The organism is Nocardia nepalensis, from assembly GCF_048910785.1.
GTDB classification, from domain to species: domain Bacteria; phylum Actinomycetota; class Actinomycetes; order Mycobacteriales; family Mycobacteriaceae; genus Nocardia; species Nocardia nepalensis.
In genome coordinates this window covers 395320-420443 of the sequence record NZ_JBKBET010000038.1, presented here as the reverse complement: position 1 = coordinate 420443, position 25124 = coordinate 395320, and the positions used below count along the sequence as shown (strand labels likewise).

28 protein-coding genes are annotated in these 25124 nt (G+C 65.8%); 17 read left to right on the top strand and 11 right to left on the bottom strand.

All coding sequences use genetic code 11. From position 1 onward, the window contains the following. Positions 1-2: 2 nt before the first annotated feature. The 12 genes from ACHQ4I_RS36540 (at position 3) to ACHQ4I_RS36485 (ending at position 10205) form a co-directional block, all read left to right on the top strand. Positions 3-473 carry a DUF3180 domain-containing protein gene (locus tag ACHQ4I_RS36540; protein WP_420776635.1) on the top strand — a complete coding sequence of 157 codons (471 nt, stop codon included), beginning with the start codon at positions 3-5 and terminating at the stop codon, positions 471-473. Between the two features lie 70 nt (positions 474-543). Next, positions 544-1599: a DUF6779 domain-containing protein gene (locus ACHQ4I_RS36535; RefSeq protein ID WP_420776458.1), complete on the top strand. Its 1056-nt coding sequence runs from the start codon at positions 544-546 to the stop codon at positions 1597-1599. A gap of 368 nt (positions 1600-1967) precedes the next feature. Next, positions 1968-2912 (top strand): Rossmann-like and DUF2520 domain-containing protein, encoded by a 945-nt coding sequence (locus ACHQ4I_RS36530; protein WP_420776457.1) that lies wholly within the window; start codon positions 1968-1970, stop codon positions 2910-2912. Beyond that, positions 2909-3901, top strand: a complete 993-nt coding sequence (gene panC, locus ACHQ4I_RS36525; RefSeq protein ID WP_420776456.1) for a pantoate--beta-alanine ligase — start codon at positions 2909-2911, stop codon at positions 3899-3901. Before ACHQ4I_RS36530 ends, panC begins: the two co-directional genes overlap by 4 nt. A 14-nt stretch (positions 3902-3915) precedes the next feature. Beyond that, positions 3916-4335: an aspartate 1-decarboxylase gene (gene panD / locus ACHQ4I_RS36520; protein ID WP_420776455.1), complete on the top strand. Its 420-nt coding sequence runs from the start codon at positions 3916-3918 to the stop codon at positions 4333-4335. Beyond that, complete coding sequence (locus ACHQ4I_RS36515; RefSeq protein ID WP_420776454.1) at positions 4335-5129, top strand: type III pantothenate kinase; 795 nt, start codon at positions 4335-4337, stop codon at positions 5127-5129. The genes panD and ACHQ4I_RS36515 overlap by 1 nt, the downstream gene beginning before the upstream one ends. A 210-nt stretch (positions 5130-5339) precedes the next feature. Further along, positions 5340-5894 carry a cysteine dioxygenase gene (locus ACHQ4I_RS36510; RefSeq protein WP_420776634.1) on the top strand — a complete coding sequence of 185 codons (555 nt, stop codon included), beginning with the start codon at positions 5340-5342 and terminating at the stop codon, positions 5892-5894. 8 nt (positions 5895-5902) lie between these two features. Beyond that, entirely contained in the window at positions 5903-6325 is a 423-nt protein-coding gene (locus tag ACHQ4I_RS36505) for a rhodanese-like domain-containing protein (RefSeq protein WP_420776633.1), read from the top strand. 309 nt (positions 6326-6634) lie between these two features. After that, on the top strand, positions 6635-8101 hold the full coding sequence (gene lysS / locus ACHQ4I_RS36500) for a lysine--tRNA ligase (RefSeq protein WP_420776632.1): 1467 nt from the start codon (positions 6635-6637) through the stop codon (positions 8099-8101). 115 nt (positions 8102-8216) lie between these two features. Further along, positions 8217-8576: a histone-like nucleoid-structuring protein Lsr2 gene (locus tag ACHQ4I_RS36495; protein ID WP_040686163.1), complete on the top strand. Its 360-nt coding sequence runs from the start codon at positions 8217-8219 to the stop codon at positions 8574-8576. Between the two features lie 251 nt (positions 8577-8827). After that, the gene (locus ACHQ4I_RS36490; RefSeq protein WP_420776631.1) at positions 8828-9388 is read left to right on the top strand and encodes an FHA domain-containing protein; all 561 of its coding nucleotides are present in this window, start codon (positions 8828-8830) and stop codon (positions 9386-9388) included. A 136-nt stretch (positions 9389-9524) separates the two neighbouring features. After that, positions 9525-10205 (top strand): anthrone oxygenase family protein, encoded by a 681-nt coding sequence (locus tag ACHQ4I_RS36485; protein WP_420776453.1) that lies wholly within the window; start codon positions 9525-9527, stop codon positions 10203-10205. Between the two features lie 497 nt (positions 10206-10702). Here the strand turns inward: ACHQ4I_RS36485 and ACHQ4I_RS36480 are convergent, their stop codons facing one another. Continuing rightward, a complete protein-coding gene (locus ACHQ4I_RS36480; protein WP_420776452.1) occupies positions 10703-11869 on the bottom strand; it encodes an MAB_1171c family putative transporter in 1167 nt (388 codons plus the stop codon). Between the two features lie 12 nt (positions 11870-11881). After that, a complete protein-coding gene (locus ACHQ4I_RS36475) occupies positions 11882-12382 on the bottom strand; it encodes a hypothetical protein (protein WP_420776451.1) in 501 nt (166 codons plus the stop codon). A gap of 266 nt (positions 12383-12648) precedes the next feature. Here ACHQ4I_RS36475 and ACHQ4I_RS36470 point away from each other — a divergent pair, with 266 nt between their 5' ends. Further along, positions 12649-13587, top strand: a complete 939-nt coding sequence (locus ACHQ4I_RS36470; RefSeq protein WP_420776450.1) for an esterase/lipase family protein — start codon at positions 12649-12651, stop codon at positions 13585-13587. A 249-nt stretch (positions 13588-13836) separates the two neighbouring features. Further along, a complete protein-coding gene (locus ACHQ4I_RS36465; RefSeq protein WP_420776449.1) occupies positions 13837-16395 on the top strand; it encodes an ATP-dependent Clp protease ATP-binding subunit in 2559 nt (852 codons plus the stop codon). 67 nt (positions 16396-16462) lie between these two features. On the opposite strand, the gene ACHQ4I_RS36460 is transcribed toward ACHQ4I_RS36465, so the two are convergent. The 6 genes from ACHQ4I_RS36460 to ACHQ4I_RS36435 all read right to left on the bottom strand — a co-directional run bounded on the left by ACHQ4I_RS36460 (position 16463) and on the right by ACHQ4I_RS36435 (position 19470). Further along, positions 16463-16579: a type II toxin-antitoxin system RelE family toxin gene (locus tag ACHQ4I_RS36460; protein WP_420776448.1), complete on the bottom strand. Its 117-nt coding sequence runs from the start codon at positions 16577-16579 to the stop codon at positions 16463-16465. 30 nt (positions 16580-16609) lie between these two features. Then, the gene (locus tag ACHQ4I_RS36455; protein ID WP_420776447.1) at positions 16610-17416 is read right to left on the bottom strand and encodes an LLM class flavin-dependent oxidoreductase; all 807 of its coding nucleotides are present in this window, start codon (positions 17414-17416) and stop codon (positions 16610-16612) included. Between the two features lie 23 nt (positions 17417-17439). Further along, entirely contained in the window at positions 17440-17724 is a 285-nt protein-coding gene (locus tag ACHQ4I_RS36450; RefSeq protein ID WP_420776446.1) for an SHOCT domain-containing protein, read from the bottom strand. A 152-nt stretch (positions 17725-17876) separates the two neighbouring features. Then, entirely contained in the window at positions 17877-18317 is a 441-nt protein-coding gene (locus ACHQ4I_RS36445; RefSeq protein ID WP_420776445.1) for an OsmC family peroxiredoxin, read from the bottom strand. A 147-nt stretch (positions 18318-18464) separates the two neighbouring features. Beyond that, a complete protein-coding gene (locus ACHQ4I_RS36440) occupies positions 18465-18785 on the bottom strand; it encodes a DMT family transporter (RefSeq protein WP_420776444.1) in 321 nt (106 codons plus the stop codon). 1 nt (position 18786) lies between these two features. Then, entirely contained in the window at positions 18787-19470 is a 684-nt protein-coding gene (locus tag ACHQ4I_RS36435; protein ID WP_420776443.1) for an FMN-dependent NADH-azoreductase, read from the bottom strand. A gap of 117 nt (positions 19471-19587) precedes the next feature. Here ACHQ4I_RS36435 and ACHQ4I_RS36430 point away from each other — a divergent pair, with 117 nt between their 5' ends. Beyond that, positions 19588-20184: a TetR/AcrR family transcriptional regulator gene (locus tag ACHQ4I_RS36430; protein ID WP_420776442.1), complete on the top strand. Its 597-nt coding sequence runs from the start codon at positions 19588-19590 to the stop codon at positions 20182-20184. Between the two features lie 69 nt (positions 20185-20253). Here ACHQ4I_RS36430 and ACHQ4I_RS36425 read toward each other — a convergent pair whose 3' ends face one another. Continuing rightward, positions 20254-21117 carry an ABC transporter permease gene (locus ACHQ4I_RS36425; protein WP_420776441.1) on the bottom strand — a complete coding sequence of 288 codons (864 nt, stop codon included), beginning with the start codon at positions 21115-21117 and terminating at the stop codon, positions 20254-20256. Next, a complete protein-coding gene (locus ACHQ4I_RS36420; protein ID WP_420776440.1) occupies positions 21114-22016 on the bottom strand; it encodes an ABC transporter ATP-binding protein in 903 nt (300 codons plus the stop codon). Before ACHQ4I_RS36420 ends, ACHQ4I_RS36425 begins: the two co-directional genes overlap by 4 nt. A 282-nt stretch (positions 22017-22298) precedes the next feature. Between ACHQ4I_RS36420 and ACHQ4I_RS36415 the strand changes: the two genes are divergently transcribed. Both ACHQ4I_RS36415 and ACHQ4I_RS36410 read left to right on the top strand, forming a co-directional pair. Further along, a complete protein-coding gene (locus tag ACHQ4I_RS36415) occupies positions 22299-23618 on the top strand; it encodes a sensor histidine kinase (RefSeq protein WP_420776439.1) in 1320 nt (439 codons plus the stop codon). Between the two features lie 98 nt (positions 23619-23716). Continuing rightward, entirely contained in the window at positions 23717-24379 is a 663-nt protein-coding gene (locus ACHQ4I_RS36410) for a response regulator transcription factor (RefSeq protein WP_420776630.1), read from the top strand. A 251-nt stretch (positions 24380-24630) separates the two neighbouring features. Here ACHQ4I_RS36410 and ACHQ4I_RS36405 read toward each other — a convergent pair whose 3' ends face one another. Further along, positions 24631-25110 carry a hypothetical protein gene (locus ACHQ4I_RS36405; protein WP_420776438.1) on the bottom strand — a complete coding sequence of 160 codons (480 nt, stop codon included), beginning with the start codon at positions 25108-25110 and terminating at the stop codon, positions 24631-24633. Between the last annotated feature and the right edge of the window lie 14 nt (positions 25111-25124).

Here is a 25124-nt window from a genome sequence, read left to right as displayed (position 1 = left end):
AGCTGAAGCCGACCCGGATCCTCGACCTGTTCGCGAATGTCGTTGTCGCGGCCGTCGTCGCGTGGCTGCTCACGCGCATGGCCTACGGCAGTTTTCCGCCTATCTCGATCTATGCGGGCGCCTCGCTCTATCCGGTGGCCGCGATCGAGGTGGCGCTCGGCTTCGTGATCCGCTCGCGGGTCAACGAACACGAGATCGGCGACGGCACCCACCAGCTGCATCCGATCACCGCGGCCCGTGCGGTCGCGCTGGCCAAGGCCTCGGCACAGGTCGGTTCGCTCGCCGCCGGGGTGTGGCTGGGTTTCCTTTTCTGGGTTTTCCCCCAGCGCGGCACCTTGAATGCGGCAGGTGCGGACAGCCCCGGCGCCATCGTCGGGATGCTGGCGGGGGTCGCTTTGGTTGCTGCGGCACTGTGGCTCGAGTATTGCTGTCGGGCTCCCGAGGATCCTTCGGACGATCCAGCAACCACATAGCAACTAAACTTCCCGGAATCGCCGTGTGTGAATCTGGGCGCGGCTGGCTGATCAAGCTACCCTGGCGTCCATGGTTTCACCCTCCCGTAGCAGCACCTCTCGTCGACGGCGGGACGACGCGGGAAAATTGTTCATCGGTGTTTTGATTCTGCTCGGTCTGGTTGCCAGCGTTTTCCTGGTTTTCAGCGACCGGCTGCAGTTTGTTCGCATCGGCTTGGTGGCGGCGCTGTGGGCGGCCGTGATCGGCGCTTTGGCCGCGACGCGGTACCGCAAGGAAGCCACGATCGATAAGGCCAAGGTCCGTGACCTGCAGACGGTGTACGAGCTCCAGTTGGAGCGCGAGGTCACCGCGCGCCGGGAATACGAGCTCGGCGTCGAGGCGCGGGTGCGCGAGGAAGTCGGCGCCGACGCGGCCGAAATGGCCGCCCTGCGCGCCGAACTCAGCGTGCTCCGGCAGAGCCTGCAGCGGCTCTTCGACGGCGACCTGCCGATGGATCGTCCCGCGCTGCGCGCCGATGCGACCCGGATTCAGGAGCTGCCGAGCGCATTTGGAAATTCGTCCAACAATAGCTCGGCGAATGCCGACGGCTGGCCGGATGCGGCGTTCCAGCAATCTCGTAGCACCGTCACCCCGGTCTTCGAATCGGATCATCCGCAGGCCCCGCGGTTCGCCAGCCCCTTCGACGAGCCGGTAACCGCGGAAACCGCGGTCGTCTCCGTCGACGATCTCGACGATTCGGACATCGCCGACGTCGATATCGACGATGCGCGCCATATCGAATCGTTCGGCTCCACGTCCGGCTGGGCGGACGCGTTCACCGAGGATCCGGAAAAGACCGGCGTCCAGCCGCGCCTGGAGCCGCTGGAGTACACGGTGCCGCCGCGCCTGTCGCCGCCGGAGTCGGAGCCCGCGTCACACGGGCTGTCGACCCCGGAGCCGTCGACCCCGCGTCCGGAGCCCGCCCCGCGCCCGACGACCACGGTCCCGCCGGCCGGCACCGCCAGCTCCCGACGACGTCGCCGCGTCGATCCGGACGCCGACTCCGGCACTTCCTCTCGCCGCCTCTCGGTCGCCGAGATCATGGCCAACCTGCAGTCGGAGGAAAACGGGCGCAGCGGTCGCTGACCTGTGCTGAGACGGTGACGTTTCTGCACTCCCAACCACCACGGAGCGAGTCTTACGAGCGACGTTCGCGGCCCGTCTCGCGTCCGAGCCGAAGGCGCGGCCATCGAACACAGCCGAGTCGTCGAAGCGCATGCGCCGCAGGCGCGAGTCTCGACGGCGCCGCTAGCGACTGCTTGCAGGTCGCTCGAAAGGGTCAGCCGCGAGACCAAGGGGGCCGCGAACACGCCGCGCCGCAGGCGCGGCCAAAGATGCTGCGTTGTAAATCACGCGGGTGCCCCGTGGCATCGGCGAACGATGGGCCGATATTCTCGGTGCGTAACGTCTGGTACCCGGCTGCCCGGGACTGGAACGACATCGAGAGGACAACGTTGACCTCGAGAAGCGTCAACCCTGACAACGCTGCTTCGGGTGACCCCGCGCCCGCACGCTTGACGGTGGGAATCGTCTCGGCGGGACGCGTCGGCTCGGCCCTCGGCGCGGCACTGGAGCGAGCCGGACACGTGGTGTTCGGCGTCGCCGCCATTTCCGATGCCTCCGTGCACCGGGCCCGCACTCGACTGCCCGATTCCGAGATCCTGCCCGTCGAGGAGGTCGCCGCCCGCAGCGAACTGCTGCTGCTGGCCGTGCCCGATGCCGAATTGCCCGGCCTGGTGCGTGGTCTGGCCTCCGCCGGTGTGGTCCGGCCCGGCACGATCGTCGCGCACACCTCCGGCGCCAATGGCGTCGGGCTGCTGGCGCCGCTGGCCGAGCGCGGCGCGCTGCCGCTGGCCATTCATCCGGCGATGACCTTCACCGGGCACGACGAGGATGTCGCCCGGCTCGGCAATGCCTGCTTCGGCATCACCGCCGCCGACGAAATCGGTTTCGCCATCGCGCAATCGCTGGTGATCGAGATGGGCGGCGAACCGGTCCGGGTGCAGGAAGAGAATCGCCAGCTCTATCACGCCGCGCTCGCGCACGGCAGCAATCACCTGGTCACGGTGATCCTGGACGCGGTCGACGCACTGCGCGCCGCGCTGGCGGGACCCGGCCTGCTCGGCCAGCAGATCGTCGACGATCAGCCCAACGGTTTGGCCGAGCGACTGCTCGCCCCCTTGGCCTCCGCCGCGCTCGACAACGCGTTGCGCCGCGGCCAGTCGGCGCTGACCGGTCCGGTGGCACGCGGCGACGCGGATGCCGTTGCCGCGCATCTGGCCGCGTTGGCGGCCGTCGATCCCCGATTGGCCGCGGGCTACCGCGCCATGTCACTGCGCACGGCCGAGCGTGCCAAGACCAATCCGGCTCTGATCGAGCTGCTGGAAGGAGGCCGATGATGGATCCGGCATTGCGTGGCGCGTACCGGCGCGGTGAGCTGACCGTGCACCACGATCCCGAGGTGATCGCCGCGGTCTCCAAGGCCCTGCGCGGCGTCGGCCGCACCGTCGGACTGGTGCCGACGATGGGCGCGCTGCACGAGGGGCACCTCGAGATCGTGCGCCGGGCCAAGCGGACCAATCAGGTGGTCATCGTCTCGATCTTCGTGAACCCCCTGCAGTTCGGCGCGAACGAGGATCTGGACAAGTACCCGCGCACCCTCGACGCCGATGTGGAACTGCTGCGCGAGGAGGGCGTGGAGCTGGTGTTCGCGCCGAGCGCGTCCGATATGTATCCGGACGGCCCGCGCACCACCGTGCATCCCGGCCCGATCGGCGCCGAGCTCGAAGGCGCGAGCCGCCCGACGCATTTCGCGGGCATGTTGACCGTGGTGGCCAAGCTGCTGAATATCGCGCGCCCGACCGAGGCGTTCTTCGGTGAGAAGGACTATCAGCAGCTCACGCTGATCCGGCAGATGGTGCGCGATCTGAATATGGATGTGAAGATCGTTGCGCTGCCGACCGTTCGCGAACCCGACGGACTCGCGCTGTCCTCGCGCAATCGGTATCTCGATGCGGCGCAACGCGAATCGGCGCTGGCCCTGTCCGCGGCGCTGGCCGCCGGTCGGCATGCGGGCGCACTCGGCGCCGATGCGGTGCTCGCGGCCGCACGCGCGGTGCTCGACGCCACCACCGGTGTCGATGTCGACTACCTCGAACTGCGGTCGTCCACGCTCGGTCCGGCCCCCGCGAACGGCAATGCGCGGCTGCTGATCGCCGCCAAGGTCGGCGCCACCCGCCTGATCGACAACACCGCCGTCGCACTGGGCGCGCCAGTCGACGGCGGCAGTGTTGTTTCGAGCGACCTGCAAGCAGTCGCTAGCGGCCCCACACTTCCCGATTCGCGCACCGCCGCGACCGATTCCCAGCCTGCCCAGGCCAACATTTAGGAAAGGCGACAGCGATGTTGCGCACCATGATGAAGTCGAAGATCCACCGCGCCACGGTGACCCATGCCGATCTGCACTACGTCGGCTCGGTGACCGTCGACCAGGATCTGCTCGACGCCGCCGATCTGCTCGAGGGCGAGCAGGTCTGCATCGTCGATATCGACAATGGCGCCCGCCTGGAGACCTATGTGATCGCCGGTGAGCGCGGTTCGGGTGTCATCGGGATCAACGGCGCCGCAGCACATCTCGTGCATCCTGGCGATCTCGTCATCCTTATCGCCTACGGCATGATGGACGAGCGGGAGCTGAAGGAGTACGCCCCGAAGGTCGTCTTCGTCGACGAGCACAATCGCCCGACCGATCTCGGCTCCGATCCGGCGCATGCGCCGGAGGGTTCCGGTCTGGTCACCCCGCGCTCGCTCACCACCGTCTGATGCTACTGACCATCGATGTCCGGAATACGAGCATCGAGCTCGGATTGTTCTCGGGCAGCGGTAATCACGCGAAGCTGGTGCGGCATTGGCGGATGCATACCAATCCGCTGTTGACCGCGGACGAATTCGCCATGCAGGTGCGCGGTTTGGTCGGCGAACAGGTCGAGGAGATCATCGGAGTTTCGGCGCTGTCCACGGTGCCGCCGGTACTGCGCGAGATCCGATCGATGCTCACTCGCTATTGGGATCATGTGCCGCATGTGGTGGTGGAACCCGGTGTGCGAACCGGTATTCCGCTGCTGGTCGACAATCCCAAGGAAATCGGCGCGGACCGCATCGTGAACACCCTTGCCGCCCATCATCGATTCGGCACGGCCGCGATTGTGGTGGATTTCGGCACCGCCACCACTGTTGATCTGGTATCGGCGAAGGGCGAGTTTCTCGGCGGGGTACTCGCGCCGGGTGTGGAGATCTCCAGTGAAGCGCTGATCGAGCGTGCCGCATTGCGCCGGGTCGAGTTGGCGCGGCCGCGTTCGGTGGTCGGCAAGAACACCGTCGAGGCCATCCAATCCGGGGCGATTTTCGGCTTCGCTGGTTTGGTGGACGGCCTGATCGATCGGATTCGCGATGAATTCGACGCGTTCGCCGGTGACGATGTCGCGGTGGTCGCGACCGGCGCCACCGCGCCGTTGATCGTGCCGGAATCGGAGACCATCGACCATCATGAGCCGCATCTCACGTTGACCGGATTGCGCCTGGTCTACGAGCGCAATCAGCGCCGTAAGGGTGCTTGATATGCCCACCCGTGGGTGCACGCGCTTTGCCGCCGGTTTTCGCGCTGCTACACTCGCACCCGTGTATTCCCGCGTGAGCACCCAGGAGTGTTGTCGAGGCTGACCTGCCTCGACCGTTCGAGGCTGACCAAGTCCCTCGACCGTTGACATACTCCTGGAGATTCGCTGATGCGTTCTTCTGTTCTTTCCATCAATTCCGCACGTAGCACCCTGACGGCTACCCCGCCGCTCGATCGCGCGGTCTCCTCCGCATTACCCACCCGCCTGCGTCCCGCCGATCTGCTCCGGCTGACCGACGAGGGCGCCGAAGACGTACTCGCGGGGCGCTACGACCATCTGTTGCCCGCCAATGGAATTTGGCCCGCCGATGAACGCTGGGCCACCCGGCTGCTTTCCGACGACGAGGTCGATGTCTGGCTGATCAGCTGGACACCGGGCAAGTCCACCGAATTGCACGACCACGCCGGATCGCTCGGCGCATTGACCGTGCTCAGCGGCGCGCTCTCGGAATTCCGCTGGAACGGAACAGAACTGCGCCGACGCACGCTGACCGCGGGCGACCAGGCCTCGTTTCCGATCGGCTGGGTGCACGATGTGATGCGCGCACCGGCCGCCCTCGAATCCGCCGGGCCACTCGATCCCACCCTCAGCGTGCACGCCTATTCACCGCCGCTCACCGCCATGTCCTATTACGAGGTGACCGGCCACGGCACCCTGCGGCGTTCCCGAACCGTCCTCACCGACCAGCCCGAAGGTGATATGTAATGACCCGTTTGTCCATCGATCAGATGCTCGAGAACGCACGGGCCCGCCTGAACCGTATCTATGCCTTCGAAACGCCCGAGGCGGTCGACCGGGGCGCGATTCTGGTGGATATCCGGCCGCAGGCGCAGCGGGCCCGCGAGGGCGCGCTGCCCGGTGCGCTGGTGATCGAACGGAATGTCCTGGAATGGCGGCTGGATCCGTCGAGTTCGGCTCGGTTGGCGCTGGCCACCGATCACGACGTGGAATGGATCATCGTCTGCTCGGAGGGCTATACCTCCAGTCTCGCCGCCGCGGCGCTGCAGGAACTCGGACTGCATCGGGCCACCGATGTGGTCGGCGGCTATCAGGCATTGAAGGCGGCCAGCCTGCTCAGTGTCGGCGTCCGGGCGCCGCACTTCGCCCGTGAGGTCGAGGCCCTCGCAACGCTGTAATTACGGCCGAAACCACTTCCATCTCGAAACATACGGGCGCGCAATGCCTTTCGGTTGGTGACCGGAGCGCGCCCGGTATTCGGTGTGCTCGGGAAGGTCCGAAATGGGCCGGTTGTGACACTTTCCGGGCGCTCCCGATTCGCTACCTGTCGGTCATGCCCGGGCGGCTCGCAAATCGATTTCCGGTGCCCGCTAGGGTTGTTGAACGTGAGCACCCCGAACACGCCTTCATCCGGTCGCTCCGCGGGTTCGGTTCCTGCGGGGCAAGCCAACCGTCCCGCGGCCGCCGGTGACGACGTTCCGGAGCAGATGCGGATTCGGCGCGAGAAGCGCGAGCGGCTGATCGCCGATGGCGGTGAGGCTTATCCGGTGGTGGTGCCGCGCACACATACCCTCGGCGAAATTCGGGCCGCCTATCCGGCGCTCGAGCCGGATACCCAGACCGGGTTGCAGGCCGGTGTCGTCGGCCGCGTCATTTTCATGCGTAATACCGGCAAGCTATGTTTCGCGACGCTGCAGGAGGGTGACGGCACCAAGCTGCAGGCGATGATCAGTCTCAACGGTGTCGGCGCCGATGCGCTCGCGGCCTGGAAGGCCGATGTCGACCTCGGTGACTTCGTATTCGTGCACGGCGAGGTGATCTCCTCACGGACCGGGGAATTGAGCGTTATGGCCGATTCCTGGTCGATGTCGGCCAAGGCCCTGCGGCCGCTGCCGGTGGCGCATAAGGAGATGAACGAGGAGTCGCGGGTACGGCAGCGCTATGTCGACCTGATCGTGCGTCCTGAGGCCAGGGAAATGGCCAGGACCAGGGTCGCGGTGATGCGCGCGATGCGCAATGCGCTGGAACGGCGCGACTTCCTCGAGGTGGAGACGCCGATGCTGCAGACGCTGCACGGTGGTGCGGCGGCGCGGCCGTTCGTCACCCATTCCAATGCCCTCGATATGGATCTCTACCTGCGAATTGCGCCGGAACTGTTCCTCAAGAGATGTGTGGTCGGCGGCCTGGAACAGGTCTTCGAGATCAACAGGAACTTCCGCAACGAGGGGGCGGACTCGACGCATTCGCCGGAGTTCGCGATGTTGGAAACGTATCAGGCATACGGCACCTACGATGACTCCGCGCGGATGACTCGGGAATTGGTGCAGGAAGTTGCCGAGGAGGTCTTCGGCACCCAGGTGGTAACCCTTGCGGATGGCACCGAATACGATCTCCGTGGCGAGTGGGCAACCGTCGAGATGTACCCGTCGCTGTCGGATGCACTTGGCGTCTCGGTGACACCGGAAACTACGATCGAGGAATTGCGCGCGCTCGCCGATCGCGTCGGTCTCGAAATTCCCGAGGACAAGGGCTATGGCCACGGCAAACTGGTCGAAGAACTATGGGAGCACCAGTATGGTGACAAGCTCTACGCACCGACTTTCGTGCGCGACTTCCCAGTGGAGACTTCACCGCTGACGCGGCAGCATCGCAGCAAGCCCGGAGTTACCGAGAAGTGGGACCTCTATGTGCGCGGCTTCGAGTTGGCAACTGGCTATTCGGAGTTGGTCGATCCGGTGATCCAGCGCGAGCGGTTCGTCGACCAGGCGCGGCTGGCCGCACAGGGTGATGACGAAGCGATGGCACTCGACGAGGACTTCCTTGCCGCGATGGAGCACGGTATGCCTCCGACAACGGGTACCGGTATGGGAATCGATCGGTTGTTGATGGCACTGACGGGATTGGGAATCCGGGAAACGATACTGTTCCCAATTGTGCGTCCAGTCACTCGCTGACGATCGGATTGCATAGTTCGGCCCCCGTCTTGGAATTTTCGAAATTCGGGGTATTCTTGCCTCGGGTAATCGGCCTAGTATGCGGGTCGCACGATTTCGAGAGGACGTTCATCTCATGGCAAAGAAGGTCACCGTTAGCCTGATCGACGATGTCGATGGTGAGTCCATCGCGGACGAGACCATTGAGTTTGCGATCGACGGTGTGTCGTACGAGATCGACCTGTCGTCGGCAAATGCCGCGAAGCTGCGCGACGGGCTTGAAGAGTGGGTTTCGAGTGCTCGGCGCGTGAGTGGTCGGCGCCGGGTCAAGGCTGCGGTCGCTGCTCCTGGCGCTGCGAAGAGCCGGGTCTCGATCGATCGTGAACAAAGCGCAGCAATTCGTGAGTGGGCGCGCCGGAATGGACACAAGGTGTCCGCGCGGGGTCGTATCTCGGCCGACATCACCGACGCGTACAACAAGGCCGCGAAGGGCTGAGTTCTTAATTTATTGGGCCGCCGCCCGGGCGAATCGTGCGACGCCCGGCCGGCGGCTCCTTTGTGATACGCCTTCGATATGAGGAAGGTCCGGAGTCGACTCGATCTTGCTCGCAGTACCAGGACGCGGCACCATGGAACTGTGCGAATGGCGTCACTGGCGGTATGGAGAGATGAGGTATCGGCGCAGTGACTGGTTTCATCGGATCGTTGTTGCGATTCACTGATGACTCGGGTCGTCAGCAGGAGCTGATGCTCACCCCGGACCAGCAGCGCGTCACCATTGGACGATCCCCGCAGGCCGACCTGGCGTTGCGCTGGGACGCCGAGGTCTCGCGTCTGCATGCCGCCATCGAATACCTCGGCGCGCACTGGACCATCGTCGACGACGGCCTGTCCCGCAACGGCACCTTCGTCAACGGCGAGCGGCTGGTCGGCCGTCGTCGCCTGATGGCGGGCGATCGGATCCGGGTCGGCACCTCGCTGGTGTCCTTCCACGATTTCGGGGGCGTGATCGATGATGCGACGCGGACCTCGACCGGCACCATTCCCACACTGCGCTCACTGACCGAAACCCAGCGCGCGGTGTTGGTCGCGCTGTGCCGTCCGTATAAGCACGGGGCGGGTTTCGCGACTCCCGCTTCGAATCAGCAGATCGCCGAGGAATTGTTCCTCAGTGTCGACGCGATCAAGACGCATCTGCGCGCGCTGTTCGCCAAGTTCGGTGTGGAAAATCTGCCACAGAATCAGAAAAGGGTCCGACTGGCCGGTTTGGCCATGCAGAGCGGATTGATCTCCGACCGCGACCTGTAAGTCCCGGGGGCGTGGACTCTGGCTTAGGTGGCCGAGCTTCTCAACCATGGATGGTCTCGACGGCAACCGGTGTACTTGACTCATCGCCGGACCGAGTAATTCGAACCAGGTCCGGGTTTCGAGGCAGGAGAAATTCATGTTCGCGCTACGACTCGCCGCGCTGGTGGCGGCCACCCTCGCGACCGGCCTGATCGCGGGCGTCTTCTACGCCTATGCGACGTCGGTGATGCCCGCGCTTAATCGCACCGATGACCGCACGATGATCGACATGATGCAGAAGATCAACGTGGTCATCATCAACCCGTGGTTCATGATCGGGTTCATCGGCACCGTCGGTTTCACCCTTCTCGCGGGTGCGCTGCACCTCGGTAAGGAACACCGCACCACCTTGATCTGGCTCGGTGTCGCCTTGGCGCTCAATGTGATCGCCTTCGCGGTCACCTCCGGATTGAATGTTCCACTGAACGATCAACTCGCCGCTGCGGGCGATCCGGCCCAGATCGGCGACCTGGCCAAGGTGCGCGCCGATTTCGAATCCGCCTGGGTGCGTTGGAATATCATCCGTGCGATCCTGCACACGCTGGCCTTCCTGGTGCTGAGCGGTGCGCTGTTCGTCGCCGGTATCCAGCACGGTCGCGCACAGGCATCGGATTCAGTTGCTACCCAGCAGTTTTCGCAGGCGCGGCCGCTGCCCGTTGGCGCGCCGCAAACCGCCGCTCAGCCCTACCATGTGCCGATCATGGCCCAGCAGAACGTTTTTCAGCCGGCCGTCGGGCAGTACACCGCGCATGCTGCAGGGGCGAATCACCTCGGTTAGAACGGCTCGTGCTCGACCGAGTCGCTCGCCCGGCCATCCGGACACCGAGGCGGTCCTCGCGGTCGCTGTGCTTTTACTCACTATCTGCGCCGCCGTCGGTGGGCGATCACTGATCGACTCACTGGCGGCGGTTTTGGGATGCCAACTCCGAATCCAGCAGCGCGGAGCGCGTTCTCGCGGCCAGATACGCGGCGGGCACACCGCTTTCGTGATCCTGGTGACCGCGCCGGGCGATGTGGGTAGGTCCCCCGCCGCGGCCGCCGGAACGCGCCTGACGGCCGATCTGGGCCCGAAAACGGCATCGCCGGCCTGTGGGCCGGTTCCGGGAGAAATGCCGGGGCGGGCGCGGCACCACGCTCATTCGGGCGGTTCTGCCGCCCGCGGCGATGCGGTTGCTGGGGAGTGGAACTGGTGGGCACCCGATTCGCTGCGAAAGGCGCATGCGCGCATCGAGATTCGTGAAGATGTGCCGGTTCGGGCGTGACCCGGAGGGACCGTCAGGATGGCGCGCCGAACAGTGCCGATCGGCGGCTCTCGGCGGCAATGGCGCGAGCGCGCGACCAGCACGCCGCGAGCGCGGTGAGTTCGATGATCTCCGCGTCAACGTCTGCCGCTTCCGACGGCTTCGCGAGGACATCGTTGTGTGGGGCTGCACCGTCGGCCTTTGCCGCACACGCCTGTGCGAGCCGAACCGCGTACCGCAACCGATCGGTGTCCGGTGTATCGCTCGAAGCAGCCCTCCCCGACTCGGGTGGTGCGTATCGGGACAGGATCCGCAAACAGTCGCGGATCTCGATCACAGTGCGATGCAACAGGAATCGGCTGCCCAGGCCGGTAGGTGCGACGTCGCGATAGACAATTTCCGGACAGGCACCGGTGAGGTCGGCCCATAGTGGCAGCAACTGTTTTCGGCTGCGTGCGAACGTGTCCATGCCGAGCCGCTGGGCGAGGCGCAACAGCATCGGAACACTCAATGCCGCAGCGAACACCAATGTTTGGAACAACATTATGTCGCGGTCGGTCGCTGTCAGGATGCGAGCGAATACGGTATGCGTACCGACGATCTGGAAGGTCGCCGAAATGGGCGCACAACCGAATACGATCAGATGGAGGCCGGGAAACAGGGCCAGTGCGCCATAGAGCAGGAACTCGCGCCGATCGGAGCGTCTGCGCATTTCAGCGATGCTCAATCGGGTGACCGAGTAGTCGATCCACACCGTGGGTACCAGCAGCGGAAGCCAGAAACCGAGCGGCGCCCAGCCGGTCTGGGTTTCGATCATGATGCCCTGATCGCGCGCGCTCGTACCGCAGATCAGCGAAATCGTCGCGCACAGGATCGCTGTGCTGTGCACGACCGCAGGAGAGTAGTTGTGGCCCAGCGCTTTTGCCAGCGTGAGAATCATGACACCGGCGGTCGCCGCGATCAGGATCAGACCGAGTTGGAACAGCAGTGCGTTCGACAGATGCCCCGCGGACAGTCTGCCGACGGCATCCTGCACGGTGCGCTCACGGATCGTGGCGGCAGTTGTCAGCGCGGCGAATACGAAGGTCGCGCGGCGTTCGATCGACGTGGCGCGGAAGGTGAAGGCGCGAATGGCGACCAGGGCCCACGCATAGCCGATCAGCGGCAGTGCGATGGCGGCCGGCCAAGACGAGTGCAGCATGCGTTCGGCGGCTCAATCCGGAAACATGGCGTGGCGCAATAGCGAACCCCGGGGTTCGGCGCGAGATGCCGACATGACAAGTGAGGCGAATAGTTCGGCCTGGCGTTCGGCCGTGGCGTCATAGTCACTTCGCTCCAGCACGCGAACGACGGTGTTCGGATCGATGCCGGGAAACAATGTGCCGACTGCGGCCTGCCGGGTGTCGGCCGACTTGTCGTCCGCGTGATCCAGCAGCAAATGCCCGATCTCGTGCAGCACAATGTGATCGGCGTGGTATCCGGAGCTGTGCGTGTCGTAGGCGATCATGATGTCCTCGACGCGGTCCAGTACCAGGCCGCACGGTAGTCCGGCGGTCAGTGACGCAGGCAGTGGCATCAGCCGAATCGGCTTGCCCACCAATGCGGCGATGTGTTCCAGGAAGGCCGTTCGGTTCCAAGGGTGGGGGATGGCCAATGCCGAAGTTACGGCTCGTACCTGCTCGACAATCGGGTCCGAGCGTCTCCAGCGGATCACGAGGTACCCGTTTCGCCACTGCAGCAACACCCCTCGCTCGGCACGCTGCGGCCGAGCCGGGCGAAGTAGGCGAGATCGATGCCGTACGCCTCCCGAATCGACGCCGGTAACTCGCACCGTACGAACACCGTCGAAACGCTACCGGACGTATAGCAGGTGAGCATCGGGAGGGAACGAGATCTGCGCGCCGACTTGCGTGAACTCACCGCCGGACGGCGGTAAGTTGCGCTACGTTCTGGAACACGTTCCAGATTTCGGAGGTCCTCATGCGGCGTATTCCCGGGTCCGCACTCGTCATTGCCGTGCTGGCCGCGCTGTCGGTCGGCGCCAGCGGTACCGCGCAGGCCGAGTATCCGGTCGACTACAACTTCTTCGCGGGGATTCCGAATGAGCTGATCAATCATGGTGGGTCGTTGCCGGGGTCGAACGACTGGTCGTGCCGGCCGAGTGCGGAGCATCCGAATCCGGTGGTGCTGGCGCACGGCACCGGTGGTGGGGCGCAGACGAATTGGGGGTTGTACGCGCCGCTGCTGGCGAACGAAGGTTACTGCGTCTTCTCGCTGACCTACGGCGCCTACGACCTGCCGTGGCCGATTTCGGCGGTGGGCGGGATGCTGCCGATCGAGCAGAGTGCGGTGCAGTTCGGTGCGTTCGTGGACCGAGTGCTGGCGGCGACCGGGGCGAGCAAGGTGGATGTGGTGGGGCATTCGCAGGGCACGGTGATGCCGAACTACTACGCGAAGCGGCTCGGCGGTGCGGACAAGATCGATAAATATGTATCGATCGCACCGGCCTGGCGCGGCACCAATGCGGGCGGTGGTGCGGATATGGCCGCCTTCGCCGACCGGCTCGGCGCCGGCCCCTTCTTCCGGGCCGCTGCGGGTTCGCTGTGCCAGGCCTGCGCCGAGCTGTTGCGCGACTCGGCCTTCCTGCGGGATCTCAACAGCGACGGCGTCTACGTTCCCGGCATCACCTACACCAACATCATGGCCGGCCTCGACGAGATCGTCGTCCCGTACGACTCGGGCTTCGTGGCCGGGCCGAATGCGACGAACATCGTCGTACAGGACGGCTGTGCGACCGACTTCTCCGAGCATCTGGCGATCGCGGGCAGCCCGCGTACCGCCCGTTTCGTGCTCAACGCCCTCGATCCGGCGCATGCGCGCGAGGTGCCGTGCGAGTTCGTGCCGCCGTTCACCGGGTAGCACCCACGCGTGGGAAGCGCGGACGGCGATTTCGCTGAGGGCAAAACCTCAGCGGAAACGTATCCCGCAACGAGCACGTTATGAGTGAATGACCGTGCTGTCGCTGGTCCCCAATAGGGTGGACTAGAGGCGGCTTAATCCCCTGCCAACTAGAGTGGAGGTCGGGGCCGCAACCCCCGGGCTTCATGGCAGGCTGACGCCACAGAAGCGTCGGACGCCAGAATGTCGGAGCAGGAGAGTGAGGGAGCGATGTTCGAGAGGTTCACCGACCGCGCGAGGCGCGTCGTTGTCCTGGCCCAAGAAGAGGCCCGGATGCTCAACCACAACTACATCGGCACCGAGCACATCCTGCTTGGGTTGATCCACGAGGGCGAGGGCGTGGCGGCGAAGTCGCTGGAATCCCTTGGTATTTCGCTGGAGGGTGTGCGCAGCCAGGTGGAGGAGATCATCGGCCAGGGCCAGCAGGCTCCGTCCGGTCACATCCCGTTCACTCCGCGTGCCAAGAAGGTGCTGGAGCTGAGCCTGCGCGAGGCGCTGCAGCTCGGCCACAACTACATCGGCACCGAGCACATTCTGCTCGGCCTGATCCGTGAAGGTGAGGGTGTCGCGGCGCAGGTGCTGGTGAAGCTGGGTGCCGATCTCAATCGGGTGCGCCAGCAGGTCATCCAGCTGCTGTCCGGTTACCAGGGCAAGGAGCCGGTGGAATCCGGTTCGCGCGGCGAGGCCGGGACCCCGTCCACCTCGCTGGTGCTCGACCAGTTCGGCCGTAACCTGACCCAGGCCGCCCTCGAGGGCAAGCTCGACCCGGTCATCGGCCGCTCGAAGGAAATCGAGCGTGTGATGCAGGTGCTGAGCCGCCGCACCAAGAACAACCCGGTCCTCATCGGCGAGCCCGGTGTCGGTAAGACCGCCGTGGTCGAGGGCCTGGCCCAGGCCATCGTCAACGGTGAGGTCCCGGAGACGCTGAAGGATAAGCAGCTCTACACCCTCGACCTGGGTTCCCTGGTGGCGGGCAGCCGCTACCGCGGTGACTTCGAAGAGCGCCTGAAGAAGGTGCTCAAGGAGATCAACACCCGCGGCGACATCATCCTGTTCATCGACGAGCTGCACACGCTCGTCGGCGCGGGTGCCGCCGAGGGCGCCATCGACGCCGCTTCGATCCTGAAGCCGAAGCTGGCCCGCGGCGAACTGCAGACCATCGGTGCGACCACCCTCGACGAGTACCGCAAGTACATCGAGAAGGATGCCGCCCTGGAGCGCCGGTTCCAGCCGGTGCAGGTCGGCGAGCCGACGGTCGAGCACACCATCAATATCCTCAAGGGTCTGCGCGACCGCTACGAGGCGCACCACCGGGTCTCCATCACCGATGGCGCGCTGGTCGCGGCCGCGACGCTGGCCGACCGCTACATCAACGACCGGTTCCTGCCGGACAAGGCGATCGACCTGATCGACGAGGCCGGTGCGCGCATGCGCATCCGTCGCATGACCGCCCCGCCGGACCTGCGCGAATTCGACGACAAGATCGCCGATGCGCGCCGGGAGAAGGAAAGCGCCATCGACGCGCAGGACTTCGAGAAGGCGGCGCGACTGCGCGATAAGGAAAAGCAGCTGGTCGCCAAGCGTGCCGAGCGCGAGAAGCAGTGGCGCTCCGGTGATCTGGATGTCGTGGCCGAGGTCGACGACGAGCAGATCGCGGAGGTGCTGGCCAACTGGACCGGTATCCCGGTGTTCAAGCTCACCGAGGAGGAGACCACCCGTCTGCTCCGCATGGAGGACGAGCTGCACAAGCGGATCATCGGCCAGGAGGACGCGGTCAAGGCCGTCTCCAAGGCGATCCGCCGCACTCGCGCCGGTCTGAAGGATCCCAAGCGTCCCTCGGGCTCGTTCATCTTCGCCGGTCCGTCCGGTGTCGGTAAGACCGAGCTGTCCAAGGCGCTGGCGAACTTCCTGTTCGGCGACGACGACGCGCTCATCCAGATCGATATGGGCGAGTTCCACGACCGCTTCACCGCATCGCGGCTCTTCGGTGCCCCGCCCGGGTACGTGGGCTACGAAGAGGGTGGCCAGCTCACCGAAAAGGTGCGCCGCAAGCCGTTCTCGGTCGTTTTGTTCGACGAGATCGAAAAGGCACATCAGGAGATCTACAACACCCTGTTGCAGGTCCTCGAGGACGGTCGTCTCACCGACGGCCAGGGTCGCACGGTCGACTTCAAGAACACCGTGCTGATCTTCACCTCGAACCTGGGTACCTCTGACATCTCCAAGGCCGTCGGTCTGGGCTTCACCCAGTCCAACGCCGAGGGCTCGAACTACGAGCGGATGAAGCTCAAGGTCAACGACGAGCTGAAGAAGCACTTCCGGCCCGAATTCCTCAACCGCATCGACGACGTGATCGTCTTCCACCAGCTCACCACGGACCAGATCGTGGAGATGGTGGACCTGATGATCGGCCGCGTCGCCACGCAGTTGAAGAACAAGGACATGGAGATCGAGCTGTCCCCGCAGGGCAAGGCACTGCTTGCCAAGCGCGGCTTCGACCCGGTGCTGGGCGCCCGGCCGCTGCGTCGGACCATCCAGCGCGAGATCGAGGACCAGCTGTCGGAGAAGATCCTCTTCGGCGAGATCGGTCCAGGTCAGACCATCGTGGTCGATGTCGAGGGCTGGGACGGCGAGGGCTCCGGCGAGAACGCCAAGTTCACCTTCACCGGCAAGGCGAAGCTGACCAAGGCGCCCGCCACGGAGGACAAGCCGGAGGTCGTGCTCACGGGTGCGGGCGAAGGCACCGTGGCCGAGGCCGCTGGCGAGTAAGTCCGAACGGCTAGAAGATGCCGCTCACCGGATTTCCGGTGGGCGGCATTTTTCTGCGGTTTATGCGTCAGGTCCGGTACGCGTCATGGCGGTGATTCACGTCGACGACGGTAACCACCATTCTCTTGTCGTCGATTCGGTACAGGATTCGATACGTGCCGCGGCGAGCCGAGAACCGGGTCAACGGGGTGCGGGCCTCGGTCCGGGCGGACGGTCAGACAGTGGGATTCGTGAACCGGGCGAGTGTCGGAGCGAAGGCTCGGGCCAGTTCGCCGGGGACGATCAGTTCATCGATTCCGTACTTCGCCCTGCGGTATTCGAGCACCTCGGCGACGGCCGCCGGATCGCCGTCCAGCACACCCGCCGATCCGGCGGCCCGCAGTCCGTCCGCGGTTAGTCCGAGCCGCTTGCTCAGCCAGAACGGCAGTTCGTCGCCGATGCCGACCAGCTGATGGGTGAAGCGCACATCGCGATCGGTGTTGTCCCGCACCACGCGAACCATGTCAGCGAGATCGGCCTCGGTGGCCTCGGGTCCGGCGGCCAGCAGCACCCGATCGGCGAAACCAGCTGCGACAGCGAGCATTCGAGGTCCATTGGCGGCGAGGACGATCGGCGGCGCCGGATCGACCTGTTCGCGTACGGCATTCACGGTGGCGATGAGTTGAGCGCGACGCTGGGCCGCCGAACCCCAAGGCATGCCGAGCCGTTCGGCCTCCGCATTCGCATCGGGACGTCCCGAGCCGATGCCGAGTTCGAATCGTCCGTCCGAAAGTAGTTGCAGTGCAGCGGTTTCCCGCACGGTGACGGCGGGGTTGCGCAGGGGGGCGGCGAGTACGTTGGGCCGCAGGCGGACCGTGGTGGTCACCGCCGCGGCCGCCGCGAGGGTCGGGAAGGGTGAAGGGGTATTCAGGGTGTCCGGAAGCAGGATCGTCCGGTAGCCCTGCTGTTCGGCGTCCTTTGCCGCGCGGGCCCATTCGGCGCCCGAACGTGGGGTTATGACGATTCCGAAGGCGATGCTCATGGTGGGGTCTCCCGTGATTCGGCTCAGGTAGTGGTTTCACCGCCGCGCGGCTTCCCGCCGCGTTCACGCAGTACCGCCAGTCGGCTCCGGTATTGATCCTCGGTGATGTCACCGCGCGCGAATGCGTCACGCAGCGCACCGATTCCGCTCTGGTGTCCCCAGAACCGCCGCCGGGCGAAAACGAAGATGACGATGAAGGTGCCCCAGAACAGCAACGGGAAGATCCAGAAGAACGGCCAGGGATGCCAGCCGTCGTCGTAGTGATCGGCCAAGAAGGTCATGGCCTCGGGTTGGGTGAAAATGTTCATGCCCCAACCCTGCTCCGGGCACCCTGCTTCGGCATCGGCCTGCCGACGATATTCGCCCTACGCCTGTGTGCGTATGCGTTGGGTCGGCGAATGGCCTCGCATGACCACTGGGCTCCTCGCACACGGTGGGTGGTGTGCGAGGAGCCGGGAAGTCAGGCGAGGGCGGCGTCGAGGGTGATGTTGTCCACCCCGGCGAGGGCCTTGCTGACCGGGCAGCCCGCCTTGGCGGCGGCCGCGGCGGCGGCGAAGCCGTCGGCGTCCAGGCCGGAGACCCTGCCGCGGACGGTGAGTTTGATGGCGTTGATGCGGAAGCCGCCGTCGGGGTCCGGGCCGAGGGTGACATCGGCGGTGACATCCAGGCTCTCGGGAGTGCCGCCCGCATTGCCGATCTGGGCCGAGAGGGCCATCGCGAAGCAGGAGGAGTGGGCCGCCGCGATCAGTTCCTCGGGGCTGGTGGTGCCGTCGGCGTTGTCGGCGGCGCGCTTGGGGAACGAGACGTCGTACTTGCCGACACCGGAACTGGCCAGTTCGACCTGGCCGGAGCCGTCCTGAAGGCCGCCGGTCCAAGCGGTGCGCGCGGTACGTGTGGGCATCGCAGTCCTTTCGATAAGGTTCGAATCACGAATCGCAGTCGAACCTACCCCGGCGCCGTGCGCTGATCGAGTTGTTCGAGCACCAGCGGCCGAGCCTGCGAGTGCCGGTGGCGGGCTGCCTCATCGGCGAATCCGGTGCGAACCTGCTCACTCCGGATTTGTGACGCGCGCCAGCACGATGCCGCCGAGAATCAGCGATAGCGACAGCAGCCGACCCGCGCTGATCGGATCCTTATTGACCACCACGCCGAGGCCGATGGCCCCGATCGCGCCGATCCCGGTGAAGATCGCATAGGCGGTGCCGACCGGCAGCGTCTGCATGGCCCGCGACAGCAGGTATACCGCGACCGCGCCGAGTACGAAGCAGATGACGGTGGGGACGAGGCGGGTGAAATTCTCCGTCGGCTTGATGCTCTGCGACCAGATGATCTCCACCAGTCCGGCGACGCCGAGAACAACCCAGTTCATCTCAGTACTCCGATCCTTTCGAGCGACCTGCGAGCAGTCGCCAGCGGCTGGCTGATTCGCGCGCCGATGCCATTGCGGCGGAATAGGACTCCTCGTGCTTGCCACGCAAATGCGCCAGCGCCGGGTCCTGCCGGGAGTTGGCGAGTTCCGCATTGATGAAAACGGTGTCGGTGACGGCGAAGTGGCCCGCGAAGAAATCGCGCAGGTAGCGCTCCTGGTAGTCGAAGGCGGCCTTCGGCGCGCCGGGCGCGTAGGACCCGCCGCGTGCGGTGGCCACGACGAATCGCCTGTCGCCCAATGACATTCGCGGGAAGGTCACCTGATCGAGCCAGGCCTTGAGTGTGGCCGGGATCGAATAGTTGTACATCGGGGTGCCGATCAGGATCACGTCGGCGGCCAGCACCTCGGCCAGTAGCGGCTGCACGATCGCCCAGGCGGCGGCCTGTTCGGGTGTGCGGACCAATTCGGCGAGGCGGTCCAGGTCGGTTGTGGGCTGGGCGAGCACGGCGTCACACAGTTCGGTCCATGCCTCGTCGATGAAGGGCACGGGCTCGGCCGCCAGGTCGCGGTAGGTGTAGCCGCCGTCCGGGTTCTCGGCGCGCCATGCCGTGGCGAATTCGGCGCTCACTTCCCGGCTGATGGAACGGCGCCGGGCGCTGGCATCCAGGTGCAACAACGTGCTCATGATCGGCCTCTTCTGCGAAAAGCTAACTGGACATTCTGTCCGGTTGATGACGAGGTCGACTGTAGCGACAACTGGACATCTTGTCCACTTCTCTGAAATGTCGAGTACAGTCGGATCATGACCAGCGATATGGACCTGCTCGGCGGGCAGCCGACCGCAGCACCCGAGCGCGCGGATGCGGCCCGCAACCGGGCCAAGGTGCTTGCCGCCGCCGCAGAACTGTTCGCCACGCGGGACCCGCGCACCGTGACAATGGACGACATAGCCAAGGCGGCAGGGGTCGGGCGCGGCACGCTGTATCGCCGCTACCCGGACCGGAATTCGATCGCCGTCGCACTGCTCGACGAACACGAGCGCGCCTTGCAGGAGAAGCTGCTGCGCGGTGAGCCGCCGCTCGGCCCCGGCGCCGCACCCGCCGAACGGCTCGCCGCTTTCTACGCCGCCATGGTCGAATTGCTGGACGGGCATGCGGATTTGGTGCTCGGCGCGGAGACCGGCGGCGCGCGGTTCGCGACCGGCGCGTATGGCTTCTGGGTGCTGCATATCCGGTCCCTGCTGGTGGCCGGGGGAGTCGAGGAACCGGACGCCATGGTCGATGCGCTGCTCGCGCCGCTGGCCGCCGAGGTCTACCAGCATCAGCGTGAACGCGGCCTCACCTCCGCGCAGATCGCCGCGGCACTGAGTGTGCTGGCCCATTCCGTGCTGTCCGGGTGACGGCCACCCGCGAAAGCCGCGAAACCGCGGACGAACTGTTGTCCGCCAACGGTTTCGGTGCCCGCGTGATCAGACCATATCGCGCCGGTTCACCAGCCACATCGTGGCTGCCGCGAAGAGCGCGACGTACACCACAAGTGCGATGAGCGACTGGGTCCGCGACAGGATATCGAGCACCCCGGGCGTCGAGGGCCCCTGCACGGTCCGCATCGCCCCGGCCATAGACCCGGCCGCGGTACCGGGCAGGTGATCGGTGAGCACCTTGATCGGGTCGAAGATCGCCGCGACGCCGCGCAGCAGATTCTCCACCACCAGCACCCAGACCAGGCCGAGGCCGACGGCCAGCGCCGGACCGCGCGCGATCGCCCCGATCAGTGCGCCCGCCAACGTCCACATCCCGAGAATCGCGGTGCCGGTGATGATTCCGTTCACCGCCTGGCTCGGTCCCGGCAGCGCGAGTGACTGCGATCGGGTCGTCGCGATGATCGAGGCGACCCCGATATCCACGGTGAACGCGACGCACACCAGCGCGATAACCGTGAGCGCCAGGCTGATCAGCGCGCCGCTGATCGCATTGGTCCGCGAAGGACCCTGGGTGAGCACGGTTTTCCAAGTGCCCCAGCCATATCCGCTGCCGATGGTCAGCGCGCCGAGAATGAGCATCAGCGCGCCGCCGAACATCGCCATGCCCTGGGTGAATACCTCCGGCACCGCCGCGGGCAACATCTGGTGCAGCAGTACGTCTTTCGGCAAGCCATTCGACATCGTCTTCATATCGCCCGAGGAGTAGGCGAGGTAGTTGAACAGGTAGGAGAATGTGAGATTCAACAGAATCCAGGTTCCGAGAATGATCCAGAATGCTGGCCACTTCCGCAGTCGCAGCATTTCCGCCTTCGTACTCGCCATCAGGTCTCGCATTGCCTGCCCGTTCATTTCACCGGCTCCAGTTGGGTCATTTCGAAGAACACTTCTTCCAGGGACTTTTCCTCGGTCCGCAGTTCCAGCAGATCCGCGCCGGATGCGACGACCGCACGCGCGACCGCGGCCGCGGCGGCCGCACCGGCCTCGATCCGAATACCGCCCGCGATCAACATCGCCGAGCGTTCGCCGACCACCCCGCGCACCGCTGGAAATGCCACGGCCAATGGCTCGGCCCGCAGCAAAAGCGAAGAGGCGCCGCGCAATTCGGCGACCGTGGACTCGGTGAGCAATGCGCCGCCGGAGATCACGCCGACGCGATCGCAGATCTCCTGCACCTCACTGAGCATGTGGCTCGACAGCAGCACCGTATGTCCGTCGCCCGCGAGAGTCGTGATGAGTTCCCGCATTTCGGCCATGCCCTGCGGATCGAGGCCATTGGTCGGCTCGTCCAGGATCAGCAGATCCGGACGTCCGAGCAGGGCCGCGCCGACGCCGAGGCGCTGCTTCATGCCGAGGGAGTAGGTGCGAAATCTGTCGTCGGCACGGGTGGCGAGGCCGACACGGTCCAGCGCGTCCTCGACGTCGTCGCGGTCGAGGCCGCGGTATTTCGCCAGGACCCGCAGGTTGTCGCGGCCGGTGAGGTAGGGGTAGAAGCCGGGACCCTCGATGAGGACGCCGATGCGGCGGACCACCGCCGGATCGCCGGGGGTGTGCCCGAGCACGGTGGCGGTACCTGTGGTGGGACGGATCAAACCGACGAGCATTCGCAGCGTGGTCGTCTTGCCCGCGCCGTTCGGACCGAGGAAGCCGTAGATCTCGCCGGGCGCGACATTCATATGCACGCCGTCGACGGCGGTGTGGGTGCCGTAGCGTTTGGTCAGCCCCACGGTGACCACGATGGAATCTGTCATGCACCGAGAATCCGCCTCCGACCTGGGCCGACACATCCGTCGCGGGGCGATGGCCGACATACGTACAGCGGCCTACGACGCACGGTGATAGCGGAATCGACGACTGATTTCGCAAGCACATGGGTAACTCGTCGGGAACGCCCGAAACCTGGCTGCCACCTCGACCGTCGGCCCGCGACGCGACTGTCGAGGCACCCACGGCCGGCAGAATATTCGGGGAGGCGGGGGAGCATACGCAGCGCGGCGGACGCCTCGGCGGGTTCGGGCTAATAGGCTGCACATGTGACAGCGCCAGGGGAATCGAAACATGGCCCGGTCGTGCGGGACTGGGTCCTCGCGTTCGTCGTGGCGGTGATCCAACTCGGCGGAGGCCGCAATGCGAACCTGCGCCAGACCGGAGTGCACACGATCGACGCACTCGGCTACGTGCTGTTGCTGGTCGGGCCCGTGGCGTTGCTGCTGCGGCGTTCGTATCCGCTGCCGGTGCTGCTCGTGACGATCGCGTCCTGCGCGGTCTACCTGTTGCGCGGCTACGGCTACGGCCCGATCTTCGTTTCGCTGGTGATCGCGTTCATCTCCGCCGCGGTCGTCGGATCACGCTGGTGGACATATCCGCTCGCGCCGATCGGCTATCTCGCGCTGGTCTGGCCGTTGCCCGCGATCGTCGGGCATCCCGCGAACCCGTGGCTGGCCTTCGGGATGATCGCCTGGCTGGGTGTGCTCGTCGCGATCGCGGAGGGAATCCGCCAGCGTCAGGCGGCGCTGGTGGCGCGCAGACAGCGCGCCGAGGCCGCGCGCCGCGACGAGGAGGCACAGCGCGAAAGGCGGGCCAGCGAGGAGCGGCTGGCCATCGCGCGCGAGCTGCACGATGTGCTGGCACATAGCCTTTCGCTGATCAATGTGCAGTCCTCGGTGGCGCTGGAGTTGTTCGCCAAGAAGCCCGAGCAGGCGGAATCGGCGCTGGTCGCGATCAAGACCGCGAGTAAGGACGCATTGGCCGAGGTGCACACGCTGTTGCACGCGATCCGCAGCGGTGCACCGACGCCCGGCGCGCAGGACGTGCGCGAATCCGATCCCGAGCGCGTACCCGAAGCCGCTACTGGAGGCCGCGATTCCGAACGGGCCCAGAACAATTCGGCCGGCCGCAATGCCCCTGCCGCCGAAGCCAGGCTGCCTGCTCCGCGCAGCCCCGCGCCGAGCATCGAGGATCTGGACGCGCTGCTGCAGCGCGCCCGCGCGGCCGGTCTCACCGTCGACACCCGCATCATCGGCACCGCGCACAAACTGCCCAGCGTCGTCGACGTGGCGGCGGCGCGCATCATCCAGGAATCGCTGACCAACGTGGTCCGCCACGCGCCGGGCGCCCAGGCCGCGGTGACCGTACGCTACGCCGCCGATTCGGTCGAGATCACCATCGACAATGCCCGCGCCACCGCGCCACAATCGAAGTCCGGGCCGGGCGGGGGCAACGGCATCCTCGGCATGCGCGAGCGCGCGCACGCACTCGGCGGCCAGCTCATCGCTGGTCCGCGGCCCAGCGGTGGGTTCAGGGTGGTGGCTCGGCTACCTTCCCAGGTGGGGGCTCAGGAGGAGGCGCGATGAACGCAGGATCCCGGGGCGATTCGACAGGTGGCGGCCGGGAGACAGTCAGGTGGTCCGCATCGCTCAGCGATTCGGTGGCCAGTGGCCGGGAGGCGGATGTGCCCATCCGGGTATTGGTCGCCGATGATCAGGCCTTGGTACGCGGGGGTTTCGTCGCGCTGCTCGACGCGCAGGACGGCATCGAGGTGGTCGGCGAGGCCGATAACGGCGAACAGGCCGTCCGGATGACCCGCAGCCTGACTCCCGACGTGGTCCTGATGGATATCAGAATGCCGATCCTGGACGGCCTCGCCGCCACCCGCATGATCGCCGAGGACCCGAAACTCGCCGAAGTGAAGGTCGTCGTATTGACCACCTTCGAACTCGACGAGTACGTCTTCGAGGCGATGCGCGCCGGGGCGACCGGGTTCCTGGTCAAGCACACCGAACCCGCCGATCTGGTCCGCGCCGTTCGAGTGGTCGCCGCCGGTGACGCCCTGCTATCGCCCGGCGTCACCCGCCGCCTCATCGCCGAATTCTCCGCCCACGCCAAACACCCCCCACCCGCCGCCTTCACCGAACTCACCGACCGCGAACGCGAGGTCATGAGCCTGGTGGCCGAGGGCCTGACCAACGCCGAAATCGGCGAACGCCTCTACATGAGCCCCGCCACCGCCCGCACCCACGTCAGCCGCATCCTCACGAAACTGAACGCCCGCGACCGCACCCAACTAGTGGTCCTAGCCTACGAATCCGGCCTCGTCCGCCCCGGCTGGCAATAGCCCCACCCACACCCCCACCCGAACGCCACCACCCACCCCCCTCAGTTGGACGTGTGATCACGTGGAATCTGTGGCGGCATCGCCCGAGAACCCCCCGCCACCAGTGCCACCTGATCTTGATCACCCCTCTGGGGTGAGGCGAGTCCGATGGTGGCGCGCGACGAAGGTCTGCGGCGAGCGTATGGCTCGGCTCGGTGCGCTGGATTAGTCGCGGGTGAGGGCGAAGATGCGCAGGTTGTGGGTGGTGTCGCTTACGACCGGGGGTTGGCGCGGAAGTAGTGGCGAGCACTTGGGCGGTACATCGCGGGGATGGCCACTAGGACGGCCAGGATGTGGCCGGTGCGAAAGGTGGCGGTGATTACTGCGGAAGCGGTGAGGTCGGCGAACAGGTCGCCGATTTCCCTGGCGGACAACGTGGCTGCCAGTGGTTCGATGATCAGCGAGGCCAGGCCGACTACCCCGATGCCGAAGGTGAGGGCGATCCGGGCCCAGCGGGCACCGCGCGCCATGCGGACGGCAACTGCGAGGACCACTAGATAAATAGCGCCGCGAACGGCGAGACCTGTTGCGAGAGAACCGATATCGGCATTCGGTCGATCCAATTGAACGGCGGTGTAGGTGATGGCCTCGCCGACACCGCAGAGCAGTGCGATGACGAGGCCGGTGAATGCCACCGAAACCGAGCGTGGTGGATCGGTGCGTGGCCGTACGGAAAAGGCAGTGCCGGTCATGACACCGACACTGC

Bases quoted from the DNA above. Each gene is read 5' to 3' on its own strand.
- ACHQ4I_RS36425 (WP_420776441.1), bottom strand. From the start codon at position 21,117: ATGAACGGGCAGGCAATGCGAGACCTGATGGCGAGTACGAAGGCGGAA.
- ACHQ4I_RS36420 (WP_420776440.1), bottom strand. From the start codon at position 22,016: ATGACAGATTCCATCGTGGTCACCGTGGGGCTGACCAAACGCTACGGC.
- ACHQ4I_RS36430 (WP_420776442.1), top strand. From the start codon at position 19,588: ATGACCAGCGATATGGACCTGCTCGGCGGGCAGCCGACCGCAGCACCC.
- ACHQ4I_RS36455 (WP_420776447.1), bottom strand. From the start codon at position 17,416: ATGAGCATCGCCTTCGGAATCGTCATAACCCCACGTTCGGGCGCCGAA.
- ACHQ4I_RS36535 (WP_420776458.1), top strand. From the start codon at position 544: ATGGTTTCACCCTCCCGTAGCAGCACCTCTCGTCGACGGCGGGACGAC.
- ACHQ4I_RS36470 (WP_420776450.1), top strand. From the start codon at position 12,649: ATGCGGCGTATTCCCGGGTCCGCACTCGTCATTGCCGTGCTGGCCGCG.
- ACHQ4I_RS36485 (WP_420776453.1), top strand. From the start codon at position 9,525: ATGTTCGCGCTACGACTCGCCGCGCTGGTGGCGGCCACCCTCGCGACC.
- ACHQ4I_RS36445 (WP_420776445.1), bottom strand. From the start codon at position 18,317: ATGCCCACACGTACCGCGCGCACCGCTTGGACCGGCGGCCTTCAGGAC.
- ACHQ4I_RS36480 (WP_420776452.1), bottom strand. From the start codon at position 11,869: ATGCTGCACTCGTCTTGGCCGGCCGCCATCGCACTGCCGCTGATCGGC.
- ACHQ4I_RS36495 (WP_040686163.1), top strand. From the start codon at position 8,217: ATGGCAAAGAAGGTCACCGTTAGCCTGATCGACGATGTCGATGGTGAG.
- ACHQ4I_RS36450 (WP_420776446.1), bottom strand. From the start codon at position 17,724: ATGAACATTTTCACCCAACCCGAGGCCATGACCTTCTTGGCCGATCAC.
- ACHQ4I_RS36435 (WP_420776443.1), bottom strand. From the start codon at position 19,470: ATGAGCACGTTGTTGCACCTGGATGCCAGCGCCCGGCGCCGTTCCATC.
- ACHQ4I_RS36440 (WP_420776444.1), bottom strand. From the start codon at position 18,785: ATGAACTGGGTTGTTCTCGGCGTCGCCGGACTGGTGGAGATCATCTGG.
- panD (WP_420776455.1), top strand. From the start codon at position 3,916: ATGTTGCGCACCATGATGAAGTCGAAGATCCACCGCGCCACGGTGACC.
- ACHQ4I_RS36405 (WP_420776438.1), bottom strand. From the start codon at position 25,110: ATGACCGGCACTGCCTTTTCCGTACGGCCACGCACCGATCCACCACGC.
- ACHQ4I_RS36515 (WP_420776454.1), top strand. From the start codon at position 4,335: ATGCTACTGACCATCGATGTCCGGAATACGAGCATCGAGCTCGGATTG.
- ACHQ4I_RS36490 (WP_420776631.1), top strand. From the start codon at position 8,828: ATGCTCACCCCGGACCAGCAGCGCGTCACCATTGGACGATCCCCGCAG.
- lysS (WP_420776632.1), top strand. From the start codon at position 6,635: ATGCGGATTCGGCGCGAGAAGCGCGAGCGGCTGATCGCCGATGGCGGT.
- panC (WP_420776456.1), top strand. From the start codon at position 2,909: ATGATGGATCCGGCATTGCGTGGCGCGTACCGGCGCGGTGAGCTGACC.
- ACHQ4I_RS36465 (WP_420776449.1), top strand. From the start codon at position 13,837: ATGTTCGAGAGGTTCACCGACCGCGCGAGGCGCGTCGTTGTCCTGGCC.